This window comes from Clostridioides sp. LIBA-7602, from assembly GCF_056688945.1.
In genome coordinates this window covers 3,428,648-3,452,125 of sequence record NZ_CP196991.1, presented here as the reverse complement: position 1 = coordinate 3,452,125, position 23,478 = coordinate 3,428,648, and the positions used below count along the sequence as shown (strand labels likewise).

The 23,478-nt window shown below is 30.4% G+C and carries 22 protein-coding genes; 19 read left to right on the top strand and 3 right to left on the bottom strand.

Annotated elements, in window-relative coordinates; genetic code table 11:
- The first annotated feature begins 2 nt into the window (after positions 1–2).
- The 10 genes from ACTG45_RS16180 (at position 3) to ACTG45_RS16135 (ending at position 10,475) form a co-directional block, all read left to right on the top strand.
- On the top strand, positions 3–494 hold the full coding sequence (locus tag ACTG45_RS16180; RefSeq protein ID WP_021385913.1) for a V-type ATP synthase subunit K: 492 nt from the start codon (positions 3–5) through the stop codon (positions 492–494).
- Positions 495–545: 51 nt separating this feature from the next.
- A complete protein-coding gene (locus ACTG45_RS16175; protein ID WP_021385844.1) occupies positions 546–1,109 on the top strand; it encodes a V-type ATP synthase subunit E in 564 nt (187 codons plus the stop codon).
- 14 nt (positions 1,110–1,123) lie between these two features.
- On the top strand, positions 1,124–2,101 hold the full coding sequence (locus ACTG45_RS16170) for a V-type ATP synthase subunit C (protein ID WP_021385854.1): 978 nt from the start codon (positions 1,124–1,126) through the stop codon (positions 2,099–2,101).
- Entirely contained in the window at positions 2,094–2,411 is a 318-nt protein-coding gene (locus tag ACTG45_RS16165; protein ID WP_009893746.1) for a V-type ATP synthase subunit F, read from the top strand. Before ACTG45_RS16170 ends, ACTG45_RS16165 begins: the two co-directional genes overlap by 8 nt.
- Positions 2,412–2,527: 116 nt before the next feature.
- On the top strand, positions 2,528–4,306 hold the full coding sequence (locus ACTG45_RS16160) for a V-type ATP synthase subunit A (RefSeq protein ID WP_021385858.1): 1,779 nt from the start codon (positions 2,528–2,530) through the stop codon (positions 4,304–4,306).
- The gene (locus ACTG45_RS16155) at positions 4,303–5,676 is read left to right on the top strand and encodes a V-type ATP synthase subunit B (RefSeq protein WP_021385896.1); all 1,374 of its coding nucleotides are present in this window, start codon (positions 4,303–4,305) and stop codon (positions 5,674–5,676) included. Before ACTG45_RS16160 ends, ACTG45_RS16155 begins: the two co-directional genes overlap by 4 nt.
- Before the next feature lie 5 nt (positions 5,677–5,681).
- A complete protein-coding gene (locus tag ACTG45_RS16150; protein WP_021385831.1) occupies positions 5,682–6,350 on the top strand; it encodes a V-type ATP synthase subunit D in 669 nt (222 codons plus the stop codon).
- Between the two features lie 278 nt (positions 6,351–6,628).
- A complete protein-coding gene (locus tag ACTG45_RS16145; protein WP_479919387.1) occupies positions 6,629–7,678 on the top strand; it encodes a putative 2-aminoethylphosphonate ABC transporter substrate-binding protein in 1,050 nt (349 codons plus the stop codon).
- 84 nt (positions 7,679–7,762) lie between these two features.
- Positions 7,763–8,752 (top strand): ATP-binding cassette domain-containing protein, encoded by a 990-nt coding sequence (locus tag ACTG45_RS16140; RefSeq protein WP_169465205.1) that lies wholly within the window; start codon positions 7,763–7,765, stop codon positions 8,750–8,752.
- Between the two features lie 4 nt (positions 8,753–8,756).
- Positions 8,757–10,475 (top strand): putative 2-aminoethylphosphonate ABC transporter permease subunit, encoded by a 1,719-nt coding sequence (locus ACTG45_RS16135; protein WP_021385827.1) that lies wholly within the window; start codon positions 8,757–8,759, stop codon positions 10,473–10,475.
- Positions 10,476–10,639: 164 nt separating this feature from the next.
- Here ACTG45_RS16135 and ACTG45_RS16130 read toward each other — a convergent pair whose 3' ends face one another.
- Both ACTG45_RS16130 and ACTG45_RS16125 read right to left on the bottom strand, forming a co-directional pair.
- Positions 10,640–11,791 carry a GGDEF domain-containing protein gene (locus ACTG45_RS16130; protein WP_021385822.1) on the bottom strand — a complete coding sequence of 384 codons (1,152 nt, stop codon included), beginning with the start codon at positions 11,789–11,791 and terminating at the stop codon, positions 10,640–10,642.
- A gap of 211 nt (positions 11,792–12,002) precedes the next feature.
- Positions 12,003–13,766, bottom strand: coding sequence for a bifunctional homocysteine S-methyltransferase/methylenetetrahydrofolate reductase (locus ACTG45_RS16125; protein WP_479919386.1), 1,764 nt, complete (start codon positions 13,764–13,766; stop codon positions 12,003–12,005).
- Between the two features lie 305 nt (positions 13,767–14,071).
- On the opposite strand from ACTG45_RS16125, the gene ACTG45_RS16120 reads away from it, so the two are divergent.
- The 7 genes from ACTG45_RS16120 (at position 14,072) to ACTG45_RS16090 (ending at position 20,552) form a co-directional block, all read left to right on the top strand.
- The gene (locus tag ACTG45_RS16120; protein WP_021385898.1) at positions 14,072–15,433 is read left to right on the top strand and encodes an MATE family efflux transporter; all 1,362 of its coding nucleotides are present in this window, start codon (positions 14,072–14,074) and stop codon (positions 15,431–15,433) included.
- Between the two features lie 94 nt (positions 15,434–15,527).
- Positions 15,528–16,232 carry a GntR family transcriptional regulator gene (locus ACTG45_RS16115; protein WP_021385834.1) on the top strand — a complete coding sequence of 235 codons (705 nt, stop codon included), beginning with the start codon at positions 15,528–15,530 and terminating at the stop codon, positions 16,230–16,232.
- A gap of 202 nt (positions 16,233–16,434) precedes the next feature.
- The gene (locus tag ACTG45_RS16110; RefSeq protein WP_479917433.1) at positions 16,435–16,746 is read left to right on the top strand and encodes a PTS sugar transporter subunit IIB; all 312 of its coding nucleotides are present in this window, start codon (positions 16,435–16,437) and stop codon (positions 16,744–16,746) included.
- A 21-nt stretch (positions 16,747–16,767) separates the two neighbouring features.
- Positions 16,768–18,075, top strand: a complete 1,308-nt coding sequence (locus tag ACTG45_RS16105; protein ID WP_021385843.1) for a PTS sugar transporter subunit IIC — start codon at positions 16,768–16,770, stop codon at positions 18,073–18,075.
- Positions 18,076–18,157: 82 nt separating this feature from the next.
- Positions 18,158–19,468: a 6-phospho-beta-glucosidase gene (locus tag ACTG45_RS16100; RefSeq protein ID WP_021385835.1), complete on the top strand. Its 1,311-nt coding sequence runs from the start codon at positions 18,158–18,160 to the stop codon at positions 19,466–19,468.
- 22 nt (positions 19,469–19,490) lie between these two features.
- A complete protein-coding gene (chbG, locus tag ACTG45_RS16095) occupies positions 19,491–20,222 on the top strand; it encodes a chitin disaccharide deacetylase (RefSeq protein WP_479919385.1) in 732 nt (243 codons plus the stop codon).
- Positions 20,223–20,234: 12 nt separating this feature from the next.
- Positions 20,235–20,552, top strand: coding sequence for a PTS lactose/cellobiose transporter subunit IIA (locus ACTG45_RS16090; RefSeq protein WP_479917431.1), 318 nt, complete (start codon positions 20,235–20,237; stop codon positions 20,550–20,552).
- 109 nt (positions 20,553–20,661) lie between these two features.
- Here the strand turns inward: ACTG45_RS16090 and ACTG45_RS16085 are convergent, their stop codons facing one another.
- Positions 20,662–21,126 carry a hypothetical protein gene (locus ACTG45_RS16085; protein WP_479919384.1) on the bottom strand — a complete coding sequence of 155 codons (465 nt, stop codon included), beginning with the start codon at positions 21,124–21,126 and terminating at the stop codon, positions 20,662–20,664.
- A 271-nt stretch (positions 21,127–21,397) separates the two neighbouring features.
- On the opposite strand from ACTG45_RS16085, the gene ACTG45_RS16080 reads away from it, so the two are divergent.
- Both ACTG45_RS16080 and ACTG45_RS16075 read left to right on the top strand, forming a co-directional pair.
- A complete protein-coding gene (locus ACTG45_RS16080; RefSeq protein WP_479919383.1) occupies positions 21,398–22,336 on the top strand; it encodes an ABC transporter substrate-binding protein in 939 nt (312 codons plus the stop codon).
- Between the two features lie 128 nt (positions 22,337–22,464).
- Positions 22,465–23,478, top strand: a complete 1,014-nt coding sequence (locus ACTG45_RS16075; RefSeq protein ID WP_479917428.1) for a FecCD family ABC transporter permease — start codon at positions 22,465–22,467, stop codon at positions 23,476–23,478.

Genomic DNA, 23,478 nt, shown 5'->3' with positions numbered 1-23,478 from the left:
ATATGGAATTTTTAAACGCGTTAGGAAATGGTCAATTTTTGGCAATATCAGGAGCTGCTATAGCAGCATTATTTGCAGGTATGGGTTCTGCTAAGGGTACTTCAATAGCAGGTCAAGCCGCAGCAGGTGTTGTAACAGAAGACCCTAGTAAATTCGGTCAACTTCTAGTTTTACAACTTCTTCCTGGTACACAAGGTCTATATGGATTTATCATAGCTTTCCTTATTTTATCAAAAGCAGGAATTATTGGGGGAGACGCAATACCAACATCAGCTCAAGGTTTACAACTTCTTATGGCAGGACTTCCAATTGGTTTAGTTGGTTTAGTGTCAGGTATTGCACAAGGTAAGGCAGCAGCAGCAGGGGTTGGAATAGTTGCTAAAAGACCTGAAGAACTTGGTAAGGCTATAACATTTGCAGCGATAGTTGAAACATATGCGCTTTTAGGACTACTTGTTTCTTTCTTAGCTTACAATGGAATTGCAGTTGGTTAAATATAGAGTATAATTCATAAGTAAAAAAAATGAAAAGGAGGAAGCACTCCTATGGGTAATGAACAAAAAATGATTGACAGAATTATAGCTGATGCCAAGCAAGAAGCACAAGAAATATTGGATAAAGCTAAGAGTGAGGCAGATTCAAAAATAAATTCAGCTAATGAAAAAGCTGAAAAGGAAATGGCTTCCTATACAAAGCTTGCAGAGGCAGAAGCAGAAAAAGCAGCTTCTAAGGAAATATCAGGAGCTTATATGGAGGCTAAAAAACAAATATTATCAAAAAAACAAGAGATTTTAGAAGAAGTAATCTTAGAAGCTAAAAATAAACTTTTAAATCTTAAAGATAGTGAATATGAAGAGATTATATTAAATATGATTGAAAAATCAAATTGTACAGAAGATTCACAGATAGTGTTATCTAAAAAGGACAAAAAAACATTAAAAGATGTATTATCAAAAAAAGGCATTAAAGTGTCTGATGAAATCAGAGATATTACTGGAGGCTTCATAGTTAAAAAAGGTGACATTGAGTACAATTATTCATTTGAAGCCATAATTGCAGTAGAACATGAAGATATTGAACAAATTGCAGCAGAAATTTTGTTTAATTAAGGAGGGGTTAAAAAATGGCAGAAGAAAAAACTTATCCCTATGCCGTGGCACGAATAAGAGTGCTTGAAAAACAGCTTCTTAACAGACAAATGTTTATTCAAATGGCAGAAGCCAAAAGCCCTGAAGACTCTTTAAGAATTATAGCTGAAGCAGGTTATGTGGATACAGCAAATAATAATATCCATAATTTTGAGAATATTTTGACTCAAGAATTATCAAAGACATATGAAATTCTTAAAGGTCTAGCTCCTGAAGAAAAATTTGTTGATGTATTTCTTTATAAAAATGACTATCACAACTTAAAAGTGCTGATTAAAGAAGAAATTTCTGGTGTAGATGGTGAAAAATATTTGATTGATGGAGGTACAATTCCTCTTGTTAAGCTTAGAGAATCTTTAGCAAATCGTAGTTTTAGTGATTTACCTAAGATAATGGAAGCCGCCATAGTAGAGGCATTTGATGTTTATAGTAAGACACAAAATGGTCAAATGGTTGATATTGCTTTAGATAAAGCGACTTTTTCTAGTATGAGAGAGACTGCTAAAGAAAGTCAAAACAAATTTGTAATAGATTATGTTATGAAAGTTTGTGATTTAACAAATCTAAAAAGTTTTATAAGAGTTAAAAATATGAAGAAAGATTTTCAGATGTTTATGAATGTGTTTGTTTCAGGGGGGTCACTTGATAAGGAAAAATTCTTAGAAGCTTTTTCTTCAGACACTCCAGCATCATGTTTTAAATCTACTTCTTACTCTGATGTCTGTAAAAAAGGTATGGGTAGTGGATTCACTGTCTTTGAAAAACTTTGTGATGACTATCTTATGGAATATGTTAGAGAAGCAAAATTTAAACCTCTTACATTAGAACCATTAATTGCTTATTTATATGCTAAAGAATCAGAGATAAAAACAATAAGAATTATTTTGACTAGTAAGCTTAATAATATAGACGCAGATACTATAAAAGAAAGGCTAAGGGATGCTTATGTATAAGGTAGGAGTAGTTGGAGATAAAGATAGCATCATGGGATTTTTAGCTCTTGGAATAGATATCTTCCCAGCCTATGATAGTGACGAAATTAAAAAAAGTATACATAAGTTGGTTGAAGATGAGTATGCGATAATTTATATTACAGAACAGGCATCATTGCTTGCAAAAGAATCAATAGCAAAATACAAAGACTACCAACTTCCTGCTATTATAGTTATTCCAGGTATTGGAGGAAGTATGGGATTAGGTATGAATGAAGTAAGAGAATCTAGTAAACGTGCTATAGGTGCAGATATATTATTTAAAGAATAAATGGAAGTTGAATAAAAGACAATCTCAAATTTTATTAGTGCTAAAGGTATGTATTGATAAAATATAGGAGGGAGTATTTAAATTTTGATAAAGTATATGATTGCAGGTGAGAGAATATGAAAACAGGCACAATTGTAAAGGTGTCAGGACCGCTTGTTGTAGCGGAGGGCATGAGAGATGCGAATATGTTTGACGTCGTAAGAGTTTCAGATAAACATCTTATAGGCGAGATTATAGAAATGCATGGAGATAAAGCTTCTATACAGGTTTATGAGGAAACTTCTGGTCTAGGGCCAGGGGAAGAAGTAGTTTCTCTTGGAATGCCTATGAGTGTTGAGCTTGGGCCAGGTCTTATTTCAACTATTTATGATGGTATTCAACGTCCACTTGAAAAAATGTATGATATTTCAGGTACTAATATAACTAAAGGTGTTGAAGTATCTTCACTTGATAGAGCAGTTAAGTGGGAATTTAAACCTAAAAAAGCTGTTGGCGATAAAGTTGTATCTGGAGATATAATAGGTGGAGTTCAAGAAACAGCTGTAGTGGAATGTAAAATTATGGTTCCTTATGGAGTTAAAGGTACTATAAAAGAAATATATTCTGGAGAATTTACTGTTGAAGATACAGTTTGTGTTATTACAGATGAAAAAGGTAATGACATACCTGTGACTATGATGCAAAAATGGCCAGTTAGAAAAGAAAGACCATATAGAGAAAAGAAAACACCAGATTCACTTCTTGTTACAGGGCAAAGAGTTATAGATACATTTTTCCCAATTACAAAAGGTGGGGTAGCAGCTATACCAGGACCTTTTGGAAGTGGAAAAACTGTTACACAGCATCAGCTTGCTAAATGGGCAGATGCAGATATAGTTGTATATATAGGATGTGGCGAGCGTGGAAATGAAATGACGGATGTTCTTCTTGAATTTCCTGAATTAAAAGACCCAAGAACAGGTGAGTCACTTATGCAAAGAACTGTGCTTATAGCCAATACATCAGATATGCCAGTTGCTGCACGTGAGGCTTCTATATATACTGGTATTACAATAGCTGAATATTTTAGAGATATGGGATATAGTGTTGCACTTATGGCAGACTCTACATCAAGATGGGCCGAGGCTCTTAGAGAGATGAGTGGTCGTCTAGAGGAGATGCCTGGTGAAGAAGGTTATCCTGCATACCTAGGTTCACGTCTTGCTCAGTTCTATGAGAGAGCTGGAAAGGTAAATTGTCTAGGTATGGATGACAGAGAAGGAACACTTACAGCGATTGGAGCAGTTTCTCCTCCTGGTGGTGATACATCAGAACCTGTCAGCCAAGCAACACTTCGTATAGTAAAAGTATTCTGGGGGCTTGATGCTTCTTTAGCATATAAGCGTCATTTCCCAGCAATCAACTGGTTAACAAGTTATTCACTCTATCAGGAAAAAGTTGATGTATGGGCAGATAAAAATGTAAATGATAATTTCTCAGCTCAAAGAGCTCAAGCTATGAAACTTTTACAAGTTGAATCTGAACTTCAAGAAATAGTTCAATTGGTTGGAGTTGATTCACTTTCAGATGGAGATAGATTGATATTAGAAGTTACTCGTTCTATAAGAGAGGACTTCCTTCATCAAAACTCTTTCCATGAAGTGGATACTTACACATCACTTCATAAGCAATATAGAATGATGGGACTTATACTAAAATTCTATAAGTCAGCACAAGATGCCATCAAGCAAAATGTTACTATAAATGATATTATCAAGCTTTCAGTTCTTGAAAAGATTGGTCGTGCTAAGTATGTAGAAGAAGACAATATAGATGCTACTTACGATTCAATTGAAGATGAAATAGACAATGAGCTTGCAGACCTTATTAAAAAGAGGGGGGCTGAAGAACTATGATAAAGGAATATAAGTCAATACAAGAGGTAGCCGGTCCTCTTATGTTAATAAACGGTGTAGAAGGTGTAAAATTTGATGAACTTGGAGAAATTGAGCTTTCAAATGGAGAGATTCGCCGTTGTAAAGTTCTAGAGGTAAATGAGGATACTGCACTTGTTCAGCTTTTTGAAAGTTCAACAGGTATAAACCTTGCTGAAAGTAAAGTTCGTTTTTTAGGAAAGAGTCTTGACTTTGGAGTTTCACCAGATATATTAGGTCGTGTTTTTAGTGGAATGGGTAAACCTATTGATGGAGGCCCAGAAATTATACCAGATAAAAGACTTGATATAAATGGAGCTCCAATAAATCCAGCGGCACGTGACTATCCGGCTGAATTTATACAGACTGGTGTTTCTGCTATAGATGGGCTTAATACACTAGTTAGAGGTCAAAAACTTCCTATATTCTCAGGTTCTGGTTTGCCACATGCTAATCTTGCAGTTCAAATTGCAAGACAGGCAAAAGTACGTGGGACTGACTCTAAGTTCGCAGTTGTGTTTGCCGCAGTTGGTATAACCTTTGAAGATGCAGATTTCTTTATAAGTGACTTTAAAGCAACTGGTGCAATTGACCGTTCTGTAGTATTTGTAAATCTTGCAAATGACCCAGCTGTAGAGCGTGTATCTACACCTAGAATGGCACTTACAGCAGCGGAATACCTTGCTTTTGAGCAAGACATGCATGTACTCGTTATAATAACAGATATTACAAACTATGCAGAGGCATTACGTGAAGTTTCAGCAGCTAAAAAAGAGGTTCCAGGACGTCGTGGATATCCAGGTTATCTTTATACTGACCTTGCTACAATGTATGAAAGAGCAGGAAAAATGAAAGGGCATGAGGGCTCTATAACTATGATTCCAATACTTACAATGCCTGAGGATGATAAAACACATCCAATTCCTGACCTTACAGGATATATTACAGAAGGACAGATTATACTTAATCGTGAACTTTATAAAAAAGATATACAGCCTCCTATAGATGTTTTACCATCACTTTCTCGTCTAAAAGATAAAGGGATTGGTAAGGGTAAGACTCGTGAGGATCATGCAGATACAATGAACCAGCTTTTTGCAGCTTATTCAAGAGGTAAAGATGCAAAAGAACTTATGGCAATACTTGGTGAATCTGCACTTTCTGAGATTGATTTAATGTATGCAAAGTTTGCAGATGAATTTGAAAAAGAATATGTTTCACAAGGATTTAGAACTGATAGAACTATTGAGCAGACATTAGAAATTGGATGGAAGCTTCTTAGTATGTTACCAAAAAGTGAACTTAAACGTATTCGCGATGAATATTTTGAAAAATATATGCCTAAGGAGTGATATCTGTGGCTAGATTAAATATAAATCCAACACGTATGGAAATGACTAGGCTTAAGAAACTCCTTAAAACTGCTACAAGAGGTCATAAGCTTCTTAAAGATAAACTTGATGAACTTATGAAACAATTTCTTGAGATTGTAAGAGAAAATAAGCGATTACGTGAAGAAGCAGAAAATGCTCTCGATGGTGCTTATAAGAATTTTATAATTGCAAGAGCAGTTATGAGTCAGGAGTATCTAGGTTCAGCGCTTATGATGCCAAAGCAATCTGTTTCCGTAGATGTATCTACGAAAAATATAATGAGTGTTGACGTTCCTGTGTTTGACTTTAAAACTGAAAACAATCAAAGTGATATTTATCCTTATGGTCTTGCTTTTACATCAGGTGAATTGGATTCTGCTATGGAAGCATTTTCAGCTGCTATGGAACCACTTTTAAGACTTGCAGAAAGTGAAAAAAGTGCACAGCTTCTTGCACAAGAGATAGAAAAGACACGTAGACGTGTTAATGCTCTTGAAAATGTAATGATACCAAATTACATTGAGACTATTAAGTATATTGCTATGAAGCTTGAAGAAAATGAGAGAGCAAGTACTACTAGACTTATGAAGGTTAAGGATATGGTGCTTAAAAAAGCACTTGAAGAAAAGAAAAAAAATAATTTGGTTGTGTAATTAAATATCTATAGAAATAAGTCTAACATTCTAATTTATAGAAGTTAGGCTTATTTTTTATGTTTAAATTAAAAATATGGATACTGTAAAAAAGATAGATTGTTTAAAAACATACTATATTTAATTAAAAATAATATATTTAACAAAAATTTCTAAAAATTAACGAACTGTTAATTTACACTTAACTTTATATTAACAAATTAGGTGTATTATATAAATATAAGCAAAAACAACAAAAAACAATTAAAAAAAGAAAAAAGCAGATAAAGGGGGACGATATGAAAGAATTTATATTTACTTGTCTGTGTATTGCAGTAATTACATTTATGACAAGTTGCATATCAACAACACCACAAACTACTCAAGGAAAAGGAAATAATAAACTTACAATATATGCAGCATTAGAGGAAGAACAAATAGCTTACTATATGGAAGGTTTTAGAGAAGAGTATCCCAATATAGATGTAGAGATAGTTATGGATTCTCATGGGGTAATAGCTTCAAAATTATTAACAGAAAAAGATAATCCACAAGCTGATGTTATATGGGGGTTATCAGCAATGAACATGATAGAATTAAAAGAAGATGGGGCACTTGAAGCATATAAGCCTAAAAATTATGACAAGGTTGATAAAAAATTTAAAGATACTGAAGAAGATGTATCTTGGGTAGGAATGAGTGTACCAGAAACTGCAATAGTAGTTAATTATAAAGAGCTTGAGAAATTAGGTATTGATATTCCAAAAAGCTATAAAGATTTGATAAAACCAGAATACAAAGGACTCATAACAATGCCAAATCCAGCATCATCTGGAACAGGATATCTTACAGTATCAGGACTTATTCAAATGATGGGCGAAAAAGATGCTTACGATTATATGGATAAATTACATAAAAATATAGCTACATATACACATTCAGGTTCAAAGCCTGCCAAACTAGCTGGTTCTGGAGAATATCCAATAGGTATTACACTTGGATATAGAGCTACACAACAATTATCTAGCGGTGAACCTATAGAAGTAGTATTTCCAAAAGAAGGTTCAGGTTGGGATTTAGAGGCAAATGCTTTAGTTAAAAAAGATAATATAAAAAAAGAAGCAAAGTTATTTTTAGACTGGGCAATGAGCGATTCAGCTATGGATAGATATGCACACGAAGTAGCAGTTACTTCTATAAAGACAGATAATCCAGTTCCAAAAGGTTATTCTAAACAACCATTTGAACAGCTAATAAAGGAAGTAGATTTAAACTCTGCTGCAAAAAATAGAAGTACAATATTGAAAACTTGGGAATCAAAGTATGGTTCAAAATCTGAAAGCAAGTAAAATTTAATTTTATAATCTAGAAGATGCAATGTTATAAGAAAAAAATTTAAAATAAAAATATAAGTATATAAGGGGAGATAAGATATGAGTTACTTAAAAATAAATAATGTGTTTAAAAATTATGACCAAAAAAGGGTTTTAAATAATATTAGTTTAGATATTGAAGAAGGTGAATTTCTATGTTTACTTGGACCTAGTGGATGCGGTAAAACTACATTACTTAGAATAATAGCAGGTCTTGAAGAAGTAAATAGTGGAGCTATAATTCTTCAAGATAAAGATATTACAAATTTAGAACCATCAAAGAGAGGTTTTGGAATAGTATTTCAATCATATGCTTTATTTCCAAATATGACTGCATATAACAATATAGCTTTTCCACTTAAAGAAAGAAAAGTTTCAAAAGAAAAAATAGATAATAAAGTTAAGGAAGTTCTTGAAATAGTTGGATTAACTCATGAAGCTCATAAATATCCTAAAGCATTATCAGGAGGGCAACAACAGAGAATTGCAATAGCAAGAGCATTAGCACTTGAACCAAAATTTTTACTTTTAGATGAGCCAATGTCTGCATTAGATGCAAAGGTTAGACACAAGCTTAGAATGGATATTAAAAGATTACAAAAAGAACTTAATATAACTACAATAATGGTAACACATGACCAAGAAGAGGCTATAACAATGGCAGATAAAATCGCCATTTTAAATGGAGGAGATATAATGCAGATAGGAACTCCAGAAGAAATATATCAAAATCCTCAAAATTTATTTACAGCTCAATTTATAGGAGATACAAACTGCTTTGATAATGGAGATTCTATATTAACTGTAAGACCAGAATATGTTCAAATAGAGAAATCAACAAAAGAAAATTATCAAGGAATAATATCTAATATAGAGTTTAGAGGAAATCTACTAAGAGTGGAAATAAAAGATAAATTAAATGAAAATTTCATAATAAGTGATGTTTCTATAAAAGAATGGGTTAATTTAAATTTAGTAGAAGGTGACCTTGTAAAAATAAGTATAGATGAAAAATACTATTTAAAGTATCCAAAAGTTAAAGGAGCATAAGTATATGAATAATAATGCTATAAGTTCTAAAAGTATAAATCTTAAATCAAAAATGAATCTAGATATAAAAAAGTGTATGCTCACAGTATTGGTCATGTCTTTAGTAATCTTTTTATTGGCACCTATAATATATCTATTTATGCAGGCATTTTTAGATAAAGATGGAGTCTTTGTTGGATTACAAAACTTCCGAGAATACTTAGCTTCTGAAGCTCTGTTGAATTCACTGAAAAATACAGTATTTGTATCTATTATATCAACTGTAATATCGTTAACACTTGCATTGGTATATGCGTATGCACTAACGAGGACAAAGATTAAATTTAAAGGATTTTTTAAGTCTTTAGCGATGTTTCCTATGTTTGCTCCAACAATGATGCATGCAATAGGTTTAGTATATTTGTTTGGAAATCAGGGGTTAGTCACTAATTTACTTGGAATACATGTTCCAATATATGGAGCAATGGGAATAATATTAGCACAAATTATATATGTATTTCCTCAATCATTTCAAATACTCTATATATCATTAAGTTCAACAGATTACAGATTGTATGAAGCTAGTAACACTATGGGTATAAGTAAGATAAGAGAATTTATTAGCATAACAATTCCCAGTATAAAATACTCTTTAATAAGCTCTGCATTTGTGTCATTTACATTATGCTTTACAGATTTTGGAGCTCCAAAAGTAATTGGAGGGGAGTTTAATGTATTATCAATAGATGTGTATAAGCAAATTATAGGACAACAAAATATGCCAATGGGTGCTACTGTATCAATATTACTTTTAATACCAGCAATAATATCATTTATAGTAACTAAAAAAATTGAAAAAAATCAAAATTCATATATAAACTCAAAGTCAATTCCATATAAAGTTAAATCTAATAAGTTAAGAGATGGTATCTTAGGAGGAATTTTAGGATTTATTGCATTTGGTATAATAGCTGTAATGTTAACTGTAATCTTATCATCATTAATTTCAGTTTGGCCATATGACTTAAGACTTACACTGGAACACTTTTCTATGAAGAATAGTATTGATGGAATTAAACCATTTATAAATTCAATAAAAATGTCGCTATTAACAGCTATTCTTGGCACAAGCTTTGTTTTCTTATTTGCATATCTAAATGAAAAAACAGAAAAAGCTCCATATTTAAAATCATTTGGATATTTTTTAAGTACATTACCTATGGCATTACCAGGGTTGGTTTTAGGTATAGCTTATGTACTATTTTTTAATAAGTTAGAGTTTAATTTTATGGATACAATATACATTAAGAATTTATTCAATGGATTATATGGGACATTACTCATAATGGTTATATGTAATATAGTACATTTCTTTTCAGTAGCATTTATAACTGCCACTACAGCCATTAAGAAAGTAGATAAGGAATTAGATATGGTAGCTAAGTCAATGGGAATAAACAGTGTATCAATTCTTAAGAATGTAACTATACCACTTTGTTTACCAGCAGTTTTAGAAAACTTTATGTATTTTTTCTTAAACTCTATGGTGACAATATCAGCTTTAGTATTTATATACACTGCTAGCTCAAAAGTAGCTGCGATATCAATTGTACAATTGGATGATAAAGGTAGCACTGCACAGGCTGCAGCATTAGCAGTATTAATACTAATTACAAATATATTAGTGAAAGTAATACATGAATTTATAAAAAATCGTTTAGAAAAAAGAAATAATCTCAATTAAATAAATTATTAAAAAAACACAAATTTAAAAAGGGGCTGTCTCAAAATAGAGATAAGCTTCTTTTTCATTGTTGAAATGATGAAAATATATTTGATTTTATACAAAAAAGAGCGCCTCATGAACTAAAAAGTTCATTTTGAAACACTCTCTTTTTAAACTTAAAATCAATCACGCTCTTTCAATTTTCTTTTATTATCATACATTTGAGAATCTGCACGGTGATATGTATCAAACAAAGACACATCTAATTTTTCATCAAATATAGCATATCCAATAGACATTGATAATTTCAATTCGTTAGTCGAGTTTTCTTCAATTATTTTTAAATTGATATTATTTATAATACTATCTATCTCTTCAGAAGATAAATTTTTTAGAATAATTAGATATTCATCTCCACCAACACGATAAACTACATGTTTTGTATCTATAACATCTCGTATAATTTTACTTGCATGCTTAATGTATAAATCTCCTGTTTGATGACCAAATTTATCATTAATTTTTTTTAAGCCATCTAAATCTATTGATATGATAGATATTAGATTCTTTAGGTTTGAATTGTTTAAATTATTCATATCTATTTCAAAAGCATTTCTATTTTTTAAACCTGTTAAGTAATCTGTATTGGCAAAATCAGTATATGTAGGATTAGATATACGCTTAAATAGAACTACTGCAACCAATGCTGATATTAGACAAGTCAATAATGCTATAATTGGTGTAACTATACTTATGAATTTAAATGTATTATATTGATGATTTGCTTCAAATTCAATTCCTATTACCCCAACAACTTTACCAGCGTTATTGTGAATAGGAAAGTATGATATGAATATATATCCCCAAGATGTTGCTTTAATTTTTTTAGGTAGCAATATATTATTATCTAGTGCTTTGTTAAGATCACTCCAAATCTCTTTTTCTATCAAATCACCAGCATTTCTAAAATCACTTCTAGATGAATCCAAGCCATCAACAACATATACTAATGAGTCATCTTTTGTTTTTTTAGCAGTATATAGATACATAACTCCTGTAGTATTTTTTACAGATTCCAATAAGGTTTTAGAACTTTTATAAGAGTCTTTTGATTGGTCTTCTTTAGAATTAATTTCAGTAAACGTATCTTTATCAATATTTTTTTCTACATAATTATAGATACGTCTCGACCTTTCACTTAGAGTATGTATCATATCATGATAAGTCAATACATAATTAAAAAAATATACACATGAAGAAGATATTATTACAATAATTGCAGTAAGTATTGAAACTTGCATATCAACTCTATTAAATTTTTTATTTGTTTTCATAGCTTAAATTTTTGTGAAAAGAGTCTCCCACAATCTCCCATAATTAATATATATAAATTTTACTATAATATATCTATATATTACCAAACTTATATAAAAATTACAATGAATAAACAAGCTTAAAATGTTCAAATATAGGGATTCTTAGAATTATAATATACTCTATAAATAGTATTTAAAATGTGTTAATAGTAATTATATTATAATTGTTTTATTTGTTAATATTTGCTATTATATTGCATACTATATCAATTCTTTTAAATGGCGTTATAATATAATAACCATCTACATAAGGTTCAATTTCTTTTGCTATTTGAGTAGATATATTAATAGCAAGTTCAGTAGACTCTTCTTTTGACGTATTCTTGTACATATCTATAATATTTTGAGAAACAGTAATTCCAGAAATCTCATTATTCATAAAACAAGCATTTCTATAGCTTACAACAGGTATTATTCCTCCCAATATCTTTACAGGAAGTATTTCTTTAGCTTTTTTTAAGTTTAATAAAGCTTGTTCTGTTAAAACTGGTTGGGTTAAAAACATAGTAACTCCATTTTCTATTTTAATCTTAGCATGTTTAAGTTGAGAATCGAAATTTACTGCATTTATATTTAATGCTCCAAATATATTAAAAGGTGTATTAAATGTATTTTCATTCAATGTTTTTATGTAATTTGCTAATATGGAAGAGTTAAAACTAAACATAGCTTTTATTTCATCTCTTTCAGCAGATGGGATAGGGTCTCCAGTTACTACCAGTACATTGTCTATATTTTCGATATTCAATCCTAAAAGTAGAGCTTTAGTGGCATTAATATTTCTATCTCTACATGTCATATGAGGTATAGGAGTAATATCTAATTCTCTCTTTATTTTACAGGCTAATAGACTACTATCAACTCTTGCCCTAGCTATTGGGCAATCAGCAATTGTAATTGCATCAACTCCATAGTCTTTTAATTTTTTAGCACTATTCATAAAAAATTCAATATCTGTATCAACTGGAGGGTCTAATTCAACTGCTATAATTTTTTTGCCTATTTCAAGCTTTTCCAAGAGTTTATTTTTTGATATTGGTTTAACTTTTTCCCTTGGAGAAAGAACTTTTTCTATAGTATTTTCATATATGTATGAAGAATTTATTATATCAACAGTCTTTTTAATAAATTCTGGTGTTGTACCACAGCATCCACCTAATATACGTACTCCTTGATTTAGTATTTCCAACATTTGTTCTGAAAAATAGTCTGAATTATCTTCAAAAAAAATACGGTTATTGATGATAGTAGGATAGCCAGCGTTAGGCATAATAGAAACTATACTGTCATTAATAGCAATTGTCTTTATAAAGTGTAATAAATGATGTGGTCCAGAGATACAATTAAATCCCAATGCATCTATGTCTTTATTTTTTGAAATAGATTCAAATATTTTAATACCACTTTTTCCAAGTCTAGTAAATCCCTCAGGATTAACTGCAAATTCTGTTAATATAAATGAATTTGGTCGTTTTTTCTTTATATAACTTGAGATTTCTGGTAGATATTCGTCACTACTAAATGTTTCAAATATGAAATTTGTTGCACCAATCTCTAAAAATATATCCACTATTTTTTTATAGTCAGATAGTAAGTCTCTATCATTTAAAGCAGGTATTGGGCCTATGTCAGCAAATACAAATACATCTGTATTTTTTGTAGCTTCTAATGCAATTTCATATCCACTTTGGATAATATCTTTGACAGTTTTAAAGTCACATTCCAATAGGATTTCATTGGCAGCAAAGGTATTTGTTTTAATGGCCTTACATCCAGCTCTTATATATTCTCTATGAATAGATAAAATTGTAGATGCGTCATTTATATTAGCCATTTCACAGTTGAAAGCGTTATTCTTTAGTTTAGAATAGTACGTTCCCATAGCACCATCAAAAACTAAAATAGAGTCTTTTATATATTCATTTATGTTCATTGATTCACCTCATAAGAATTTAAAATATTTTAAATATTAGTATATCAACCTCAAAAAAACTTGTCAATGTTTGGAAAATATAGTATAAATTATTCTAATTAAGTACAAGTTTATTATTTATTTAGCTATATATACTTAATTGATGTTAAGATAAGAATTATAATAGGAATTGAGGAAATAATTATATTTATACTTATGAGTATATAGATATTTTATTTATTATAGAGATTTTAATTAAACAAATTAATAAATCTAGCTGTATAAACAAGTAAATTTAAAAATTTATAATATAGAAGAGGTGGGAAATGAAAGATAGACTTGATTTAACAGAAGGAAGAATTACAGAAAAATTACTTAAACTATCACTTCCAATAATGGGGACCTCATTTATACAAATGGGATACAATATGATAGATATGATATGGGTCGGTAAAGCTGGAAGTAGAGCAGTAGCTGCAGTTGGAACGGCTGGTTTTTTCCCATGGCTTGCAATGGCATTTATTATGATTTCAAAAGTGGGTGGAGAGGTAAAAGTAGCACAAAGTATAGGAGAAAATAATATAAGCACTACCAAATCATATATAAAATCAGCAATAGAAATAAATATTATGTTAGCAATAATATATACAATATCTTTAATAGTATTCAATAAACAGCTGATAGGTTTTTTTAAGTTGGGAGATTTAGAAGTTATAACTATGTCTAGACAATATTTGATAATAGTAGCTTTAGGCATGATATTTTATTTCATAAATCCAGTTTTTACTGCAATTTTTAATGGACTTGGAAATAGTAAGACTCCTTTTTGCATTAATACGGTAGGATTAATAACTAATATTATACTTGACCCTATATTAATTTTTGGATGGGGACCTGCTCCAAGGCTTGGAGTAGCAGGAGCTGCTATTGCAACTGTGTTTGCACAGATAGTAGTTACTACATGTTTTTTATGTATAGTAATTAAGAGCAAAGAAGAATATTTTAAAATAAAAATATTTAGAAAAATAGAACTTAGATACTATAAAGTGTTATACAAGTTAGGTTTTCCTGTAGCTATACAGAATGGTATGTTTACAGTATTTTCAATGTTACTAGGAGTAATAGTAGCATCATGGGGTCCTGTAGCAGTTGCAGTTCAAAAAGTAGGTTCACAGATAGAAGCAATATCATGGATGACTGCTGAAGGATTAGCAGTTGCATTAGGTAGTTTTGTTGGACAAAATTATGGTGCTAAAAAGTATTCTAGGATAAATAAAGGTTGTAAAATAGCTATAATTGCATCTTCTATACTTGGGATAATAACCACTTTAGTACTAGTATTTGCAGGAGAAAGTATATTTTCTGTTTTTATAGATGAAAGTGAGGCTATAGAAAAAGGAGCAACTTATCTTAAAATATTAGGCTATTCTCAGTTTTTTATGTGTTTAGAAATAATAACAACAGGAGCTTTTAAAGGATTAGGGCGAACTTATATACCTTCTACTATAGTTACTATATTGACTGGCGCAAGAGTACCATTAGCTTATTTTATATCTAGACCAGAAATATTAGGATTAAACGGTGTATGGTGGAGTATAACCTTATCGAGTATCTTAAAAGGAATATTGATGATAAGTTTATTTATATATTTACTGAAAGTTGGAAAGTTGTATAAGATGTCCAAATAAAATTTAATTTATCCTAAATGTATAGACATTTTCTTTATTTGTATATAAAATTATCTTATTATATAAAAGCTTTAATTGATGAGGAGTGAATTAAATGAAAGAGCCAATTTATAAAGTTATAGAAAATCATGTTAGAGAATTGATAAATTCAGATAGTTTAAAGGAAGGGGATTTAATCCCTTCTGAAAAACAGTTGAGTGAAGAGTTTAATGTAACTAGAATGACTGTAAGGTCTGCATTAAACAATCTAGTGAAAGAAGGGTATATAACAAGACAAAGAGGTGTAGGAAGTATAGTTCTTGCAAATAATATATATGATAATATATCATCTGTGAGTGGTTTTACTAAAGAGATGGAAAGTAAGGGATATAAAGTGTCTAATATATTGGTATCTCTTGAAATAGTTCAGGCAGATGAAGAGTTATCAAGTAGGTTAAATATAAGTCTGGAAGAAAACGTATGGGAAATAAAAAGAGTAAGATTAGCAAATGATACAAGAGTTTCATATATGATTACTTATATGCCAGTTAAGTTATTTCCAAATTTAAATAAGATGCACTGTGAAAATTCTCTTTATAATTTTGTTGAAGAAGTGTGTGGATATAAGATAGCTATGTCAGAGAGAGAAGTACAAGCTGTAATATCAAATGAAGAGTGCATGGTAAATTTGAAGCTGGAAGGACCAGAGCCACTTTTGTATATAAATCAAATCTGTAAGTTACAAAATAGTGAGGTTTTTGAATACTCACACACATATCATCATGGATACACTTTAACTTTGAGTGCTGTTGTCGAATAAAATTTAAATAAAATGAAAAAGTTTTCTTGAAATGTATATACATTTGATATATAATAATATCAAGAATTAAATGTATATACATTTAAAAATAAGATATATACATTGGAATAATAATTAATAAAAGAGCATACTTTAAATGTATAGTTTAAAGACAGTATGACTTAAAAAAATATTTTAATAAATCTAATTTGGAGGGAAAAAAATGATAAAAATAATGTTAGCTTGTTCAGCAGGAATGTCAACTAGTTTGTTAGTTACAAAAATGGAGGATGCTGCTAAGGAAAACGGTATAGAAGCGAAAATATGGGCTATATCAGAAGTAAACTTAAAAAATGAAATAGAAAATTGTGATGTCTTACTTTTAGGACCTCAAGTTAGATATGTATTAGGAAAAGCAACTGAAATGGCAAAACCACATAATATTCCAGTAGAAGTTATAAATATGATGGATTATGGAAGATGTAATGGAAAAGCTGTGTTAGATAGAGCTATAGAATTAAATAGTTCAAAATAAAGTTGTACTGGAGGATGTAAAATGGAAAATTTCATGTCATTTATGGATAAATATATAGTGCCTGTAGCTGCTAAAATAGGAGCTCAAAGGCACTTAGTAGCAGTAAGAGATGCATTTATAGCAATGATACCTATAACTATGGTAGGTGCATTAGGAACATTGATAAACAACTTGCCATTAGAAGCATATAAGAACTTAATGGCAAGTATATTTGGAGAAAACTGGACTACATTTGGAGCTGACCTTTGGTGGGGAGCAATAGGTACGATGGCAGTATTTTTAGTAATAGGTGTTGCCTACTTTTTAGCCAAATCTTATGAAAGTGATGGGTTACAGGCTGGACTTATAGCATTATCTATCTTTTTTATAATGGCTCCACAAATTGGTAAAATAGTTCCAGAAGGTGGAACTACAGCAGTTGAAGGATGGGGAATGATACAACAAACTTACCTAGGGACAGCTGCCTTATTCTCTTCTATATTAATAGGATTATTATCAACTGAAATATTTGTAAGATTATCTAAAGTAAAGAAATTGACTATAAAAATGCCAGACGGAGTTCCACCAGCAGTTTCAAGGTCATTTGCAAAGTTAATACCAGGAATGTTAACTATAATGATATTTACAGTAATAGGAGTATTGATAAAGATACTTTCAAATGGAAGTTTCTTAACAGATATTTTAAATACTTATTTGGGAGCACCACTATCAAATGTAGCTGATAGTCTAGGTTCTACAATGCTTATTGCATTTATAATTCATATACTTTGGACTGTTGGTCTTCATGGTGCAAATATAGCACTTCCTTTTACAGAAACTATACTTATGAAGTTAGGTGGAGAAAATGCCGCTTTAGCTCAAGCAGGAGCAACTGAAGGATACCATGTACTTGCAGGCTCATTCTTTGATGCATTTGTATATTTAGGTGGTTCTGGAATGGTGTTAGGATTAGTTATAGCTTTAATAATAGCAGGAAGAAGACGTAAAGAAATGATAGTATTAGGTGGACCACCAGCAATATTTAACATAGGAGAACCATTGATATTCGGACTTCCAATAGTTTTAAATCCTATATTTATGATTCCATTTGTACTTGCACCAGTAATATGTAGTGCTGTATCATACTTAGCAATAGATTTTGGGTTAGTAGCACCAGTAATTTTACCTAAAATACCTTGGGTAACACCTCCTATACTAGGTGGAGCAATGGCTACTGGTGATTGGACTGGTGGAGCTTTGGCACTATTTAATTTAATAATATCAATATTAATATATATTCCATTTGTAATAGCATCTGAAAAAATGGAGGCTAAGAAACTAAAAAATTAACAACTAGGTAGTTTTATTCGTTTAATAAATGTATATGGTTATATAGAATATGCTAAATTGTAGGTAAGGATGGTATAATAAGATGAAAAATGGACTAAAAATAGTTACAATCGGAGGAGGTTCAAGTTATACTCCTGAGCTTGTAGAAGGTTTTATAAATAGATATGAAGAGCTACCTGTAAAGGAATTGTGGCTTGTAGATATAGAAGATGGAAAAGAAAAATTAGAGATAGTAGGAAATCTAGCTAAAAGAATGGTAAAAAAAGCTGGAATAGATATGAAAATAAATCTTTCCTTGGATAGAAGAGAAGCTCTAAAAGATGCAGATTTCGTGACAACACAACTTAGAGTAGGTCTTTTAGATGCAAGAATTAAAGATGAAACTATTCCTTTATCTCATGGAGTTATGGGACAGGAAACTAATGGTGCTGGAGGGCTATTCAAAGCCCTTCGCACAATACCAATTATATTTGATATAATAAAAGATGTGGAAGAATTATGTCCAAATGCATGGATGGTGAATTTTACAAATCCAACAGGTATAATAACAGAAGCTGTATTAAAATATACTAACTTCAAAAAATATATAGGTTTATGTAATGTTCCAATTCATTTAAAAAATGATGTTGCTAAACTATTTAACGTAGAAAGTGATAGAATAAGTATGGATTTTGCAGGTCTTAATCATATGGTTTATGGTTTAAATGTATTTTTAGATGGAGAAGATGTTACAAAAGAAGCCATAGATAAGTTTGTTAAAGCAGATATAAGTATGCAAAATATAAAGGCTATTGATTTTAATTCGGAATTTGTAAAATCTCTAGGTGCTATACCTTGTCCATACCATAGATATTATTATAAAACTAAAGAAATGCTTGAAGATGAGTTAATAGAGTTTAAAGAAGGAAAAGCCAGAGGTCAAGTAGTTAAAGAATTAGAAGAACAATTATTTGAATTATATAAGGATGAAAAACTAGATATAAAACCACCTCAGCTTGAAAAAAGAGGAGGAGCTTATTATAGCGATGCTGCTTGTAATCTAATAAGTTCTATATATAATGATAAAAAAGACATCCAAGTAGTTAATACATTAAACAATGGTGCCATAAGAGATTTTAAAGACGAGCAAGCTGTGGAAGTTAGTAGCGTAATAACAAAAAATGGTCCAAAGCCATTAAGTATGGGATATTTACCAGATTCTGTACATGGGCTAGTAAGTCAAATTAAGTCATTTGAAGTCTTGGCAGCTAAAGCAGCTGTGTATGGAGATTATGAGTCTGCTCTTTTAGCGCTTTGTATAAACCCATTAATTCCTTCAGATGATTTGGCAAAAACTATATTAGATGAAATGTTAGAAGCTCATAAAGATTATCTTCCTAGATTTAATAGATAATCTATAGAAAGTAGGTTATAGTATGACTAAAATTATAATAAATGCAGATGACTTTGGCTATTGTGAAGCTGTCAATTATGGTATAATATCAGCTCATAATAATGGAATAGTTAAGTCTACTTCTATGATGGCAAATATGCCTGGGGTAGAACATGGAGTGAAATTGCTTAAAGAAAATAAGTCTTTAAATTGTGGCGTTCATATGACTTTAAGTTGTGCTAGACCATTATTATCTGATTTAAAAACTATTGTTGACAAAGATGGTTTTTTTATTAGAAGAATTACAGATGAAATTATTAAAAATATGGATTGTGATGAGATTTATAGAGAACTTTGTGCTCAAATAGATAAAGTAAAAGCGCTTGGAATAGACATATCTCATTTGGATAGTCACCATCACATTCATACTTTAGTAAGTTTAAAACCAGTAATAGAGCAGATTGTAAATAAGTATAATCTTCCAATAAGAGGTGGATTTGAATATAATTTGGAGTATTCAAAAATAGTACCATTAATTGACAGTTTTTATAAGGAAAATGTAAGTGAAGAGTTTTTTATAAAAAATATAGACGAAATAATGAAGTATGATGTAGTGGATATTATGTCTCACCCAGCTTTTTTAGATGATTATATTTTAAATTCCACATCTTATGCGATTGATAGAACAAAAGAGCACAAGATACTTACATCTAAAGGAGTCAAAGAATTTTTAGAAAAGAATGGATTAGTCATATCAAGCTATAGAGATATTTAGGAGGTAGAATATATGGATGAAAAAATGATAGAAATATCTTTTGGAATAATTGGATTTGCAGGGGATGCAAAAGGGTTGGCATTTGAGGCTATAAAAGAAGCAAAGAGCGGGAATATAGATAAAGCCAGAGAATGTATTGAAAAGTCAAAAGAATCAATTCATAAAGCTCATAAATTCCAAACAGAACTAATACAAAATGAAGCTAGTGGTAATAAAACTGATATAAGTGTTATACTTATTCATGCACAAGACCATTTAATGACGTCTATGAATTTTCAGCAATTAGCAGAAGAATTTATAGATGTATATGAAAGATTAGAAAGTAAGTAATTTAAAAGAGTTATCATAAAAAGGTATCTGTAGTAATTTATTATAATTATTACAGATACTCTTTTTATTAAAATAGAATTTAGCAATTTATTACGCTTTTATCCATGTTTTAAAATTTAGATTTCTCATAATTATAAGGTATACTAGTGCCAACAACTACATCTTCAATTTTTTCAATAATAAGCCAATCATCCATATTTCCTTGATGGTCAAAATCAAGATATGTTATTTCTTCTACATTTTCAAATTCTACTAAACATAAACACTTTTTGTGCCAACGAATTTTTTGCTTTTCAGATAAATTTAACTTTGGTTGATTTTCATCAAGAATCTTGGAAATTCCATCTTCTGTTAACTTAGCATAGTTTTCTACTTTTTTGACAGTAGCTTTTGCAGATATGTTTCCAGTTCCTTTTTCCATAAAATAAAGTGACTCATCTTGAAATACTCTGCTATGCGGTATTTTTCTACCAGCAGCACCTCTAATAACCATTGTTTTTGTTCCAGATAAAATTTTATCTAAGACCTTTTCTCCTTTTTTTCCTGCATTATCACAATATACTAAATGTACCATATTTCAAATCCTCCTTACTAAAGACCTTTTTTATAAGTTGTATTTTATCATTGTTTAACTGAAAAGTCATTCTGTCTATATAAAAATCTAAGTTTTAAATTATTGTTTAATACGAGAAAACCTTATCTGTAGTATATATAATTAAGATTAATTAGGAATTTTTATCCTTTTACAAAATAATATTGACTAAAAATAGAAAAATGCTATAATAAATATGTGCTTATGATAATCAATATCATATAATTATAATAAACAAGTAGGAGAAAAAATCATGGAAAAAATAAAATCACTTGCAATATTTATATCTATTATAACTACGCTAGTACTTGTTACAGCATGTTCAGATAAGAATACAGATGATAAAGATAAATCAGATACAAGAGTTGTACAGTCTGTTAAGGGAGATGTTAAGATACCATCAAATCCTAAAAAAATAGTTGATATATCAGGAAGTAGTGAAGAACTATTATTAGCAGGTCATAAACCTGTTGCAACAGCAAACGTAGACTCATATGAAACTGATAAATTACCAAGTTACATAAGAGAAGAACTTAAAGATGTAAAAATAGTTGGACACTCAATGATGGACACTATGGATATGGAAGCTATATTAGAAGTAAATCCTGATTTAATAATAATGAGTCAAAGACAAGAAAAAATATATGACCAATTAAAAGAAATAGCACCTGTAGTAATGATGAAAGATTATGCAAATGACTGGAGAAGTAAGTTAACTGATGTTTCAAAGTTATTTGATAAAGAAGAGGATGCTAAAAACTGGTTACAGAAGTATGATGAAAAAGCTACAAAATTAGGTAAAGAAGTTACAGAGAAAAATGGAGAAAAAACTTATTTACCAGTGTTAGCAAGTTCAGGCCAATTTATGGTATTTAGTGATGGTGGAATAGGAACTTTAATCAATGATGATATGAAACTAGCTAGACCTAAAAACATGCCTAAACAAGATGGAATAACATTACCAATGGTAAGTATGGAAGGTCTAACGGATATAGATGCAGACCATATAGTTGTAATTGCTACAGAATCAGATAAAAAAGATTTAGAAAATAGTGCTATCTGGACTCAAATAAGAGCAGTAAAAGATGGAAATGTAACAATACTTGACGCAGCTCCATTTTTTAGTCAATCATATAATCCAATTGGAAAAGAGTTATTATTAGAATCAGTTAAAAATGAATTAACAAAGTAATTCTTAACTTAGTAGGTGTGAGATAATGATATTCATTTTTCACACCTATTTTTAATAAAGTTTAAAATAAAAAATATTTAATAGATGTTACTATACTAATGATTAAAAGGGAAAAGGGGGTAAGATAATTGACTAAGCTTAGTAAAAAGAATTTAACTTATTTGTTGATACTAGTAAGTATAGTTGCACTTGTACTTGGAATTGTATTATCCATAGCTATTGGGGCAAAAGATATGAATCTATCGACTGTTATAGATAGTTTAATAAAAATGGAAGATGGAATAAATATGAGAATAGTAAAGGATGTTAGACTTCCAAGGGCAATAGCAGCAGCTCTTGTTGGAGGCTTTTTAGCAGTTTCTGGAGCAATAATGCAGGGAATAACAAGAAATCCTATAGCTGAACCTTCTGTTATAGGTATTACACAAGGGGCTACATTTGCAATTGCGATATCACTAGTGCTTCAAAAAAAACTTCCTCAACTTATACATGGAAATTTTAGTGTAATGATGTTTGCATTTATTGGAGCAAGTATAAGTGGATTATTTATATATTTTATAAGCTCCAAGTCAAGAGGAAGAGTTAATAATGTAAAGTTAGCTCTTGCAGGAGTAGCACTTGGAACACTGTTAATTTCTTTAGCATCAGCGATATCTATGTATTTTAATTTATCTCAACAATTGAGTTTCTGGATATCAGGAGGTCTTGTAGGAGTAAATTGGGAAGGTGTAAAGCTGTTATTTATAGCTGGAGGTATTGGATTTATATTAGCTATGGTTATGGCTCCAAGAATAACTATATTAAGCCTTGGAGAAGAAGTAGCAATAGGACTAGGTCAAAAAACTAACACTGTTAGATTCATATGTATAATACTCGTAATATTAATGACTGGGGCATCTGTTTCGGTGTCTGGTAATATTATTTTTATAGGGCTTATAGTTCCTCAAATAGCTAAAGGAATAGTAGGTTCAGATTATAAGTATATAATACCAAGTTCTCTAGTTCTAGGAGCTGTATTGCTTGTATATACAGATATATTAAGTAGGATGATAAATCCTCCATATGAGACACCAGTAGGTTCTATAACAGCACTTATAGGAGTGCCAATATTTATATATCTTGTTAGAAAGGGGGAGAAATAA

Excerpts from the sequence above, each read along its gene's own strand:
- ACTG45_RS16175 (WP_021385844.1), top strand. The coding sequence starts at position 546 with ATGGGTAATGAACAAAAAATGATTGACAGAATTATAGCTGATGCCAAG.
- ACTG45_RS16170 (WP_021385854.1), top strand. The coding sequence starts at position 1,124 with ATGGCAGAAGAAAAAACTTATCCCTATGCCGTGGCACGAATAAGAGTG.
- ACTG45_RS16105 (WP_021385843.1), top strand. The coding sequence starts at position 16,768 with ATGGAAAATTTCATGTCATTTATGGATAAATATATAGTGCCTGTAGCT.
- ACTG45_RS16140 (WP_169465205.1), top strand. The coding sequence starts at position 7,763 with ATGAGTTACTTAAAAATAAATAATGTGTTTAAAAATTATGACCAAAAA.
- ACTG45_RS16130 (WP_021385822.1), bottom strand. The coding sequence starts at position 11,791 with ATGAAAACAAATAAAAAATTTAATAGAGTTGATATGCAAGTTTCAATA.
- ACTG45_RS16090 (WP_479917431.1), top strand. The coding sequence starts at position 20,235 with ATGGATGAAAAAATGATAGAAATATCTTTTGGAATAATTGGATTTGCA.
- ACTG45_RS16145 (WP_479919387.1), top strand. The coding sequence starts at position 6,629 with ATGAAAGAATTTATATTTACTTGTCTGTGTATTGCAGTAATTACATTT.
- ACTG45_RS16125 (WP_479919386.1), bottom strand. The coding sequence starts at position 13,766 with ATGAACATAAATGAATATATAAAAGACTCTATTTTAGTTTTTGATGGT.
- ACTG45_RS16160 (WP_021385858.1), top strand. The coding sequence starts at position 2,528 with ATGAAAACAGGCACAATTGTAAAGGTGTCAGGACCGCTTGTTGTAGCG.
- ACTG45_RS16135 (WP_021385827.1), top strand. The coding sequence starts at position 8,757 with ATGAATAATAATGCTATAAGTTCTAAAAGTATAAATCTTAAATCAAAA.
- ACTG45_RS16155 (WP_021385896.1), top strand. The coding sequence starts at position 4,303 with ATGATAAAGGAATATAAGTCAATACAAGAGGTAGCCGGTCCTCTTATG.
- ACTG45_RS16085 (WP_479919384.1), bottom strand. The coding sequence starts at position 21,126 with ATGGTACATTTAGTATATTGTGATAATGCAGGAAAAAAAGGAGAAAAG.
- ACTG45_RS16120 (WP_021385898.1), top strand. The coding sequence starts at position 14,072 with ATGAAAGATAGACTTGATTTAACAGAAGGAAGAATTACAGAAAAATTA.
- ACTG45_RS16100 (WP_021385835.1), top strand. The coding sequence starts at position 18,158 with ATGAAAAATGGACTAAAAATAGTTACAATCGGAGGAGGTTCAAGTTAT.
- chbG (WP_479919385.1), top strand. The coding sequence starts at position 19,491 with ATGACTAAAATTATAATAAATGCAGATGACTTTGGCTATTGTGAAGCT.
- ACTG45_RS16165 (WP_009893746.1), top strand. The coding sequence starts at position 2,094 with ATGTATAAGGTAGGAGTAGTTGGAGATAAAGATAGCATCATGGGATTT.
- ACTG45_RS16080 (WP_479919383.1), top strand. The coding sequence starts at position 21,398 with ATGGAAAAAATAAAATCACTTGCAATATTTATATCTATTATAACTACG.
- ACTG45_RS16115 (WP_021385834.1), top strand. The coding sequence starts at position 15,528 with ATGAAAGAGCCAATTTATAAAGTTATAGAAAATCATGTTAGAGAATTG.
- ACTG45_RS16110 (WP_479917433.1), top strand. The coding sequence starts at position 16,435 with ATGATAAAAATAATGTTAGCTTGTTCAGCAGGAATGTCAACTAGTTTG.
- ACTG45_RS16180 (WP_021385913.1), top strand. The coding sequence starts at position 3 with ATGGAATTTTTAAACGCGTTAGGAAATGGTCAATTTTTGGCAATATCA.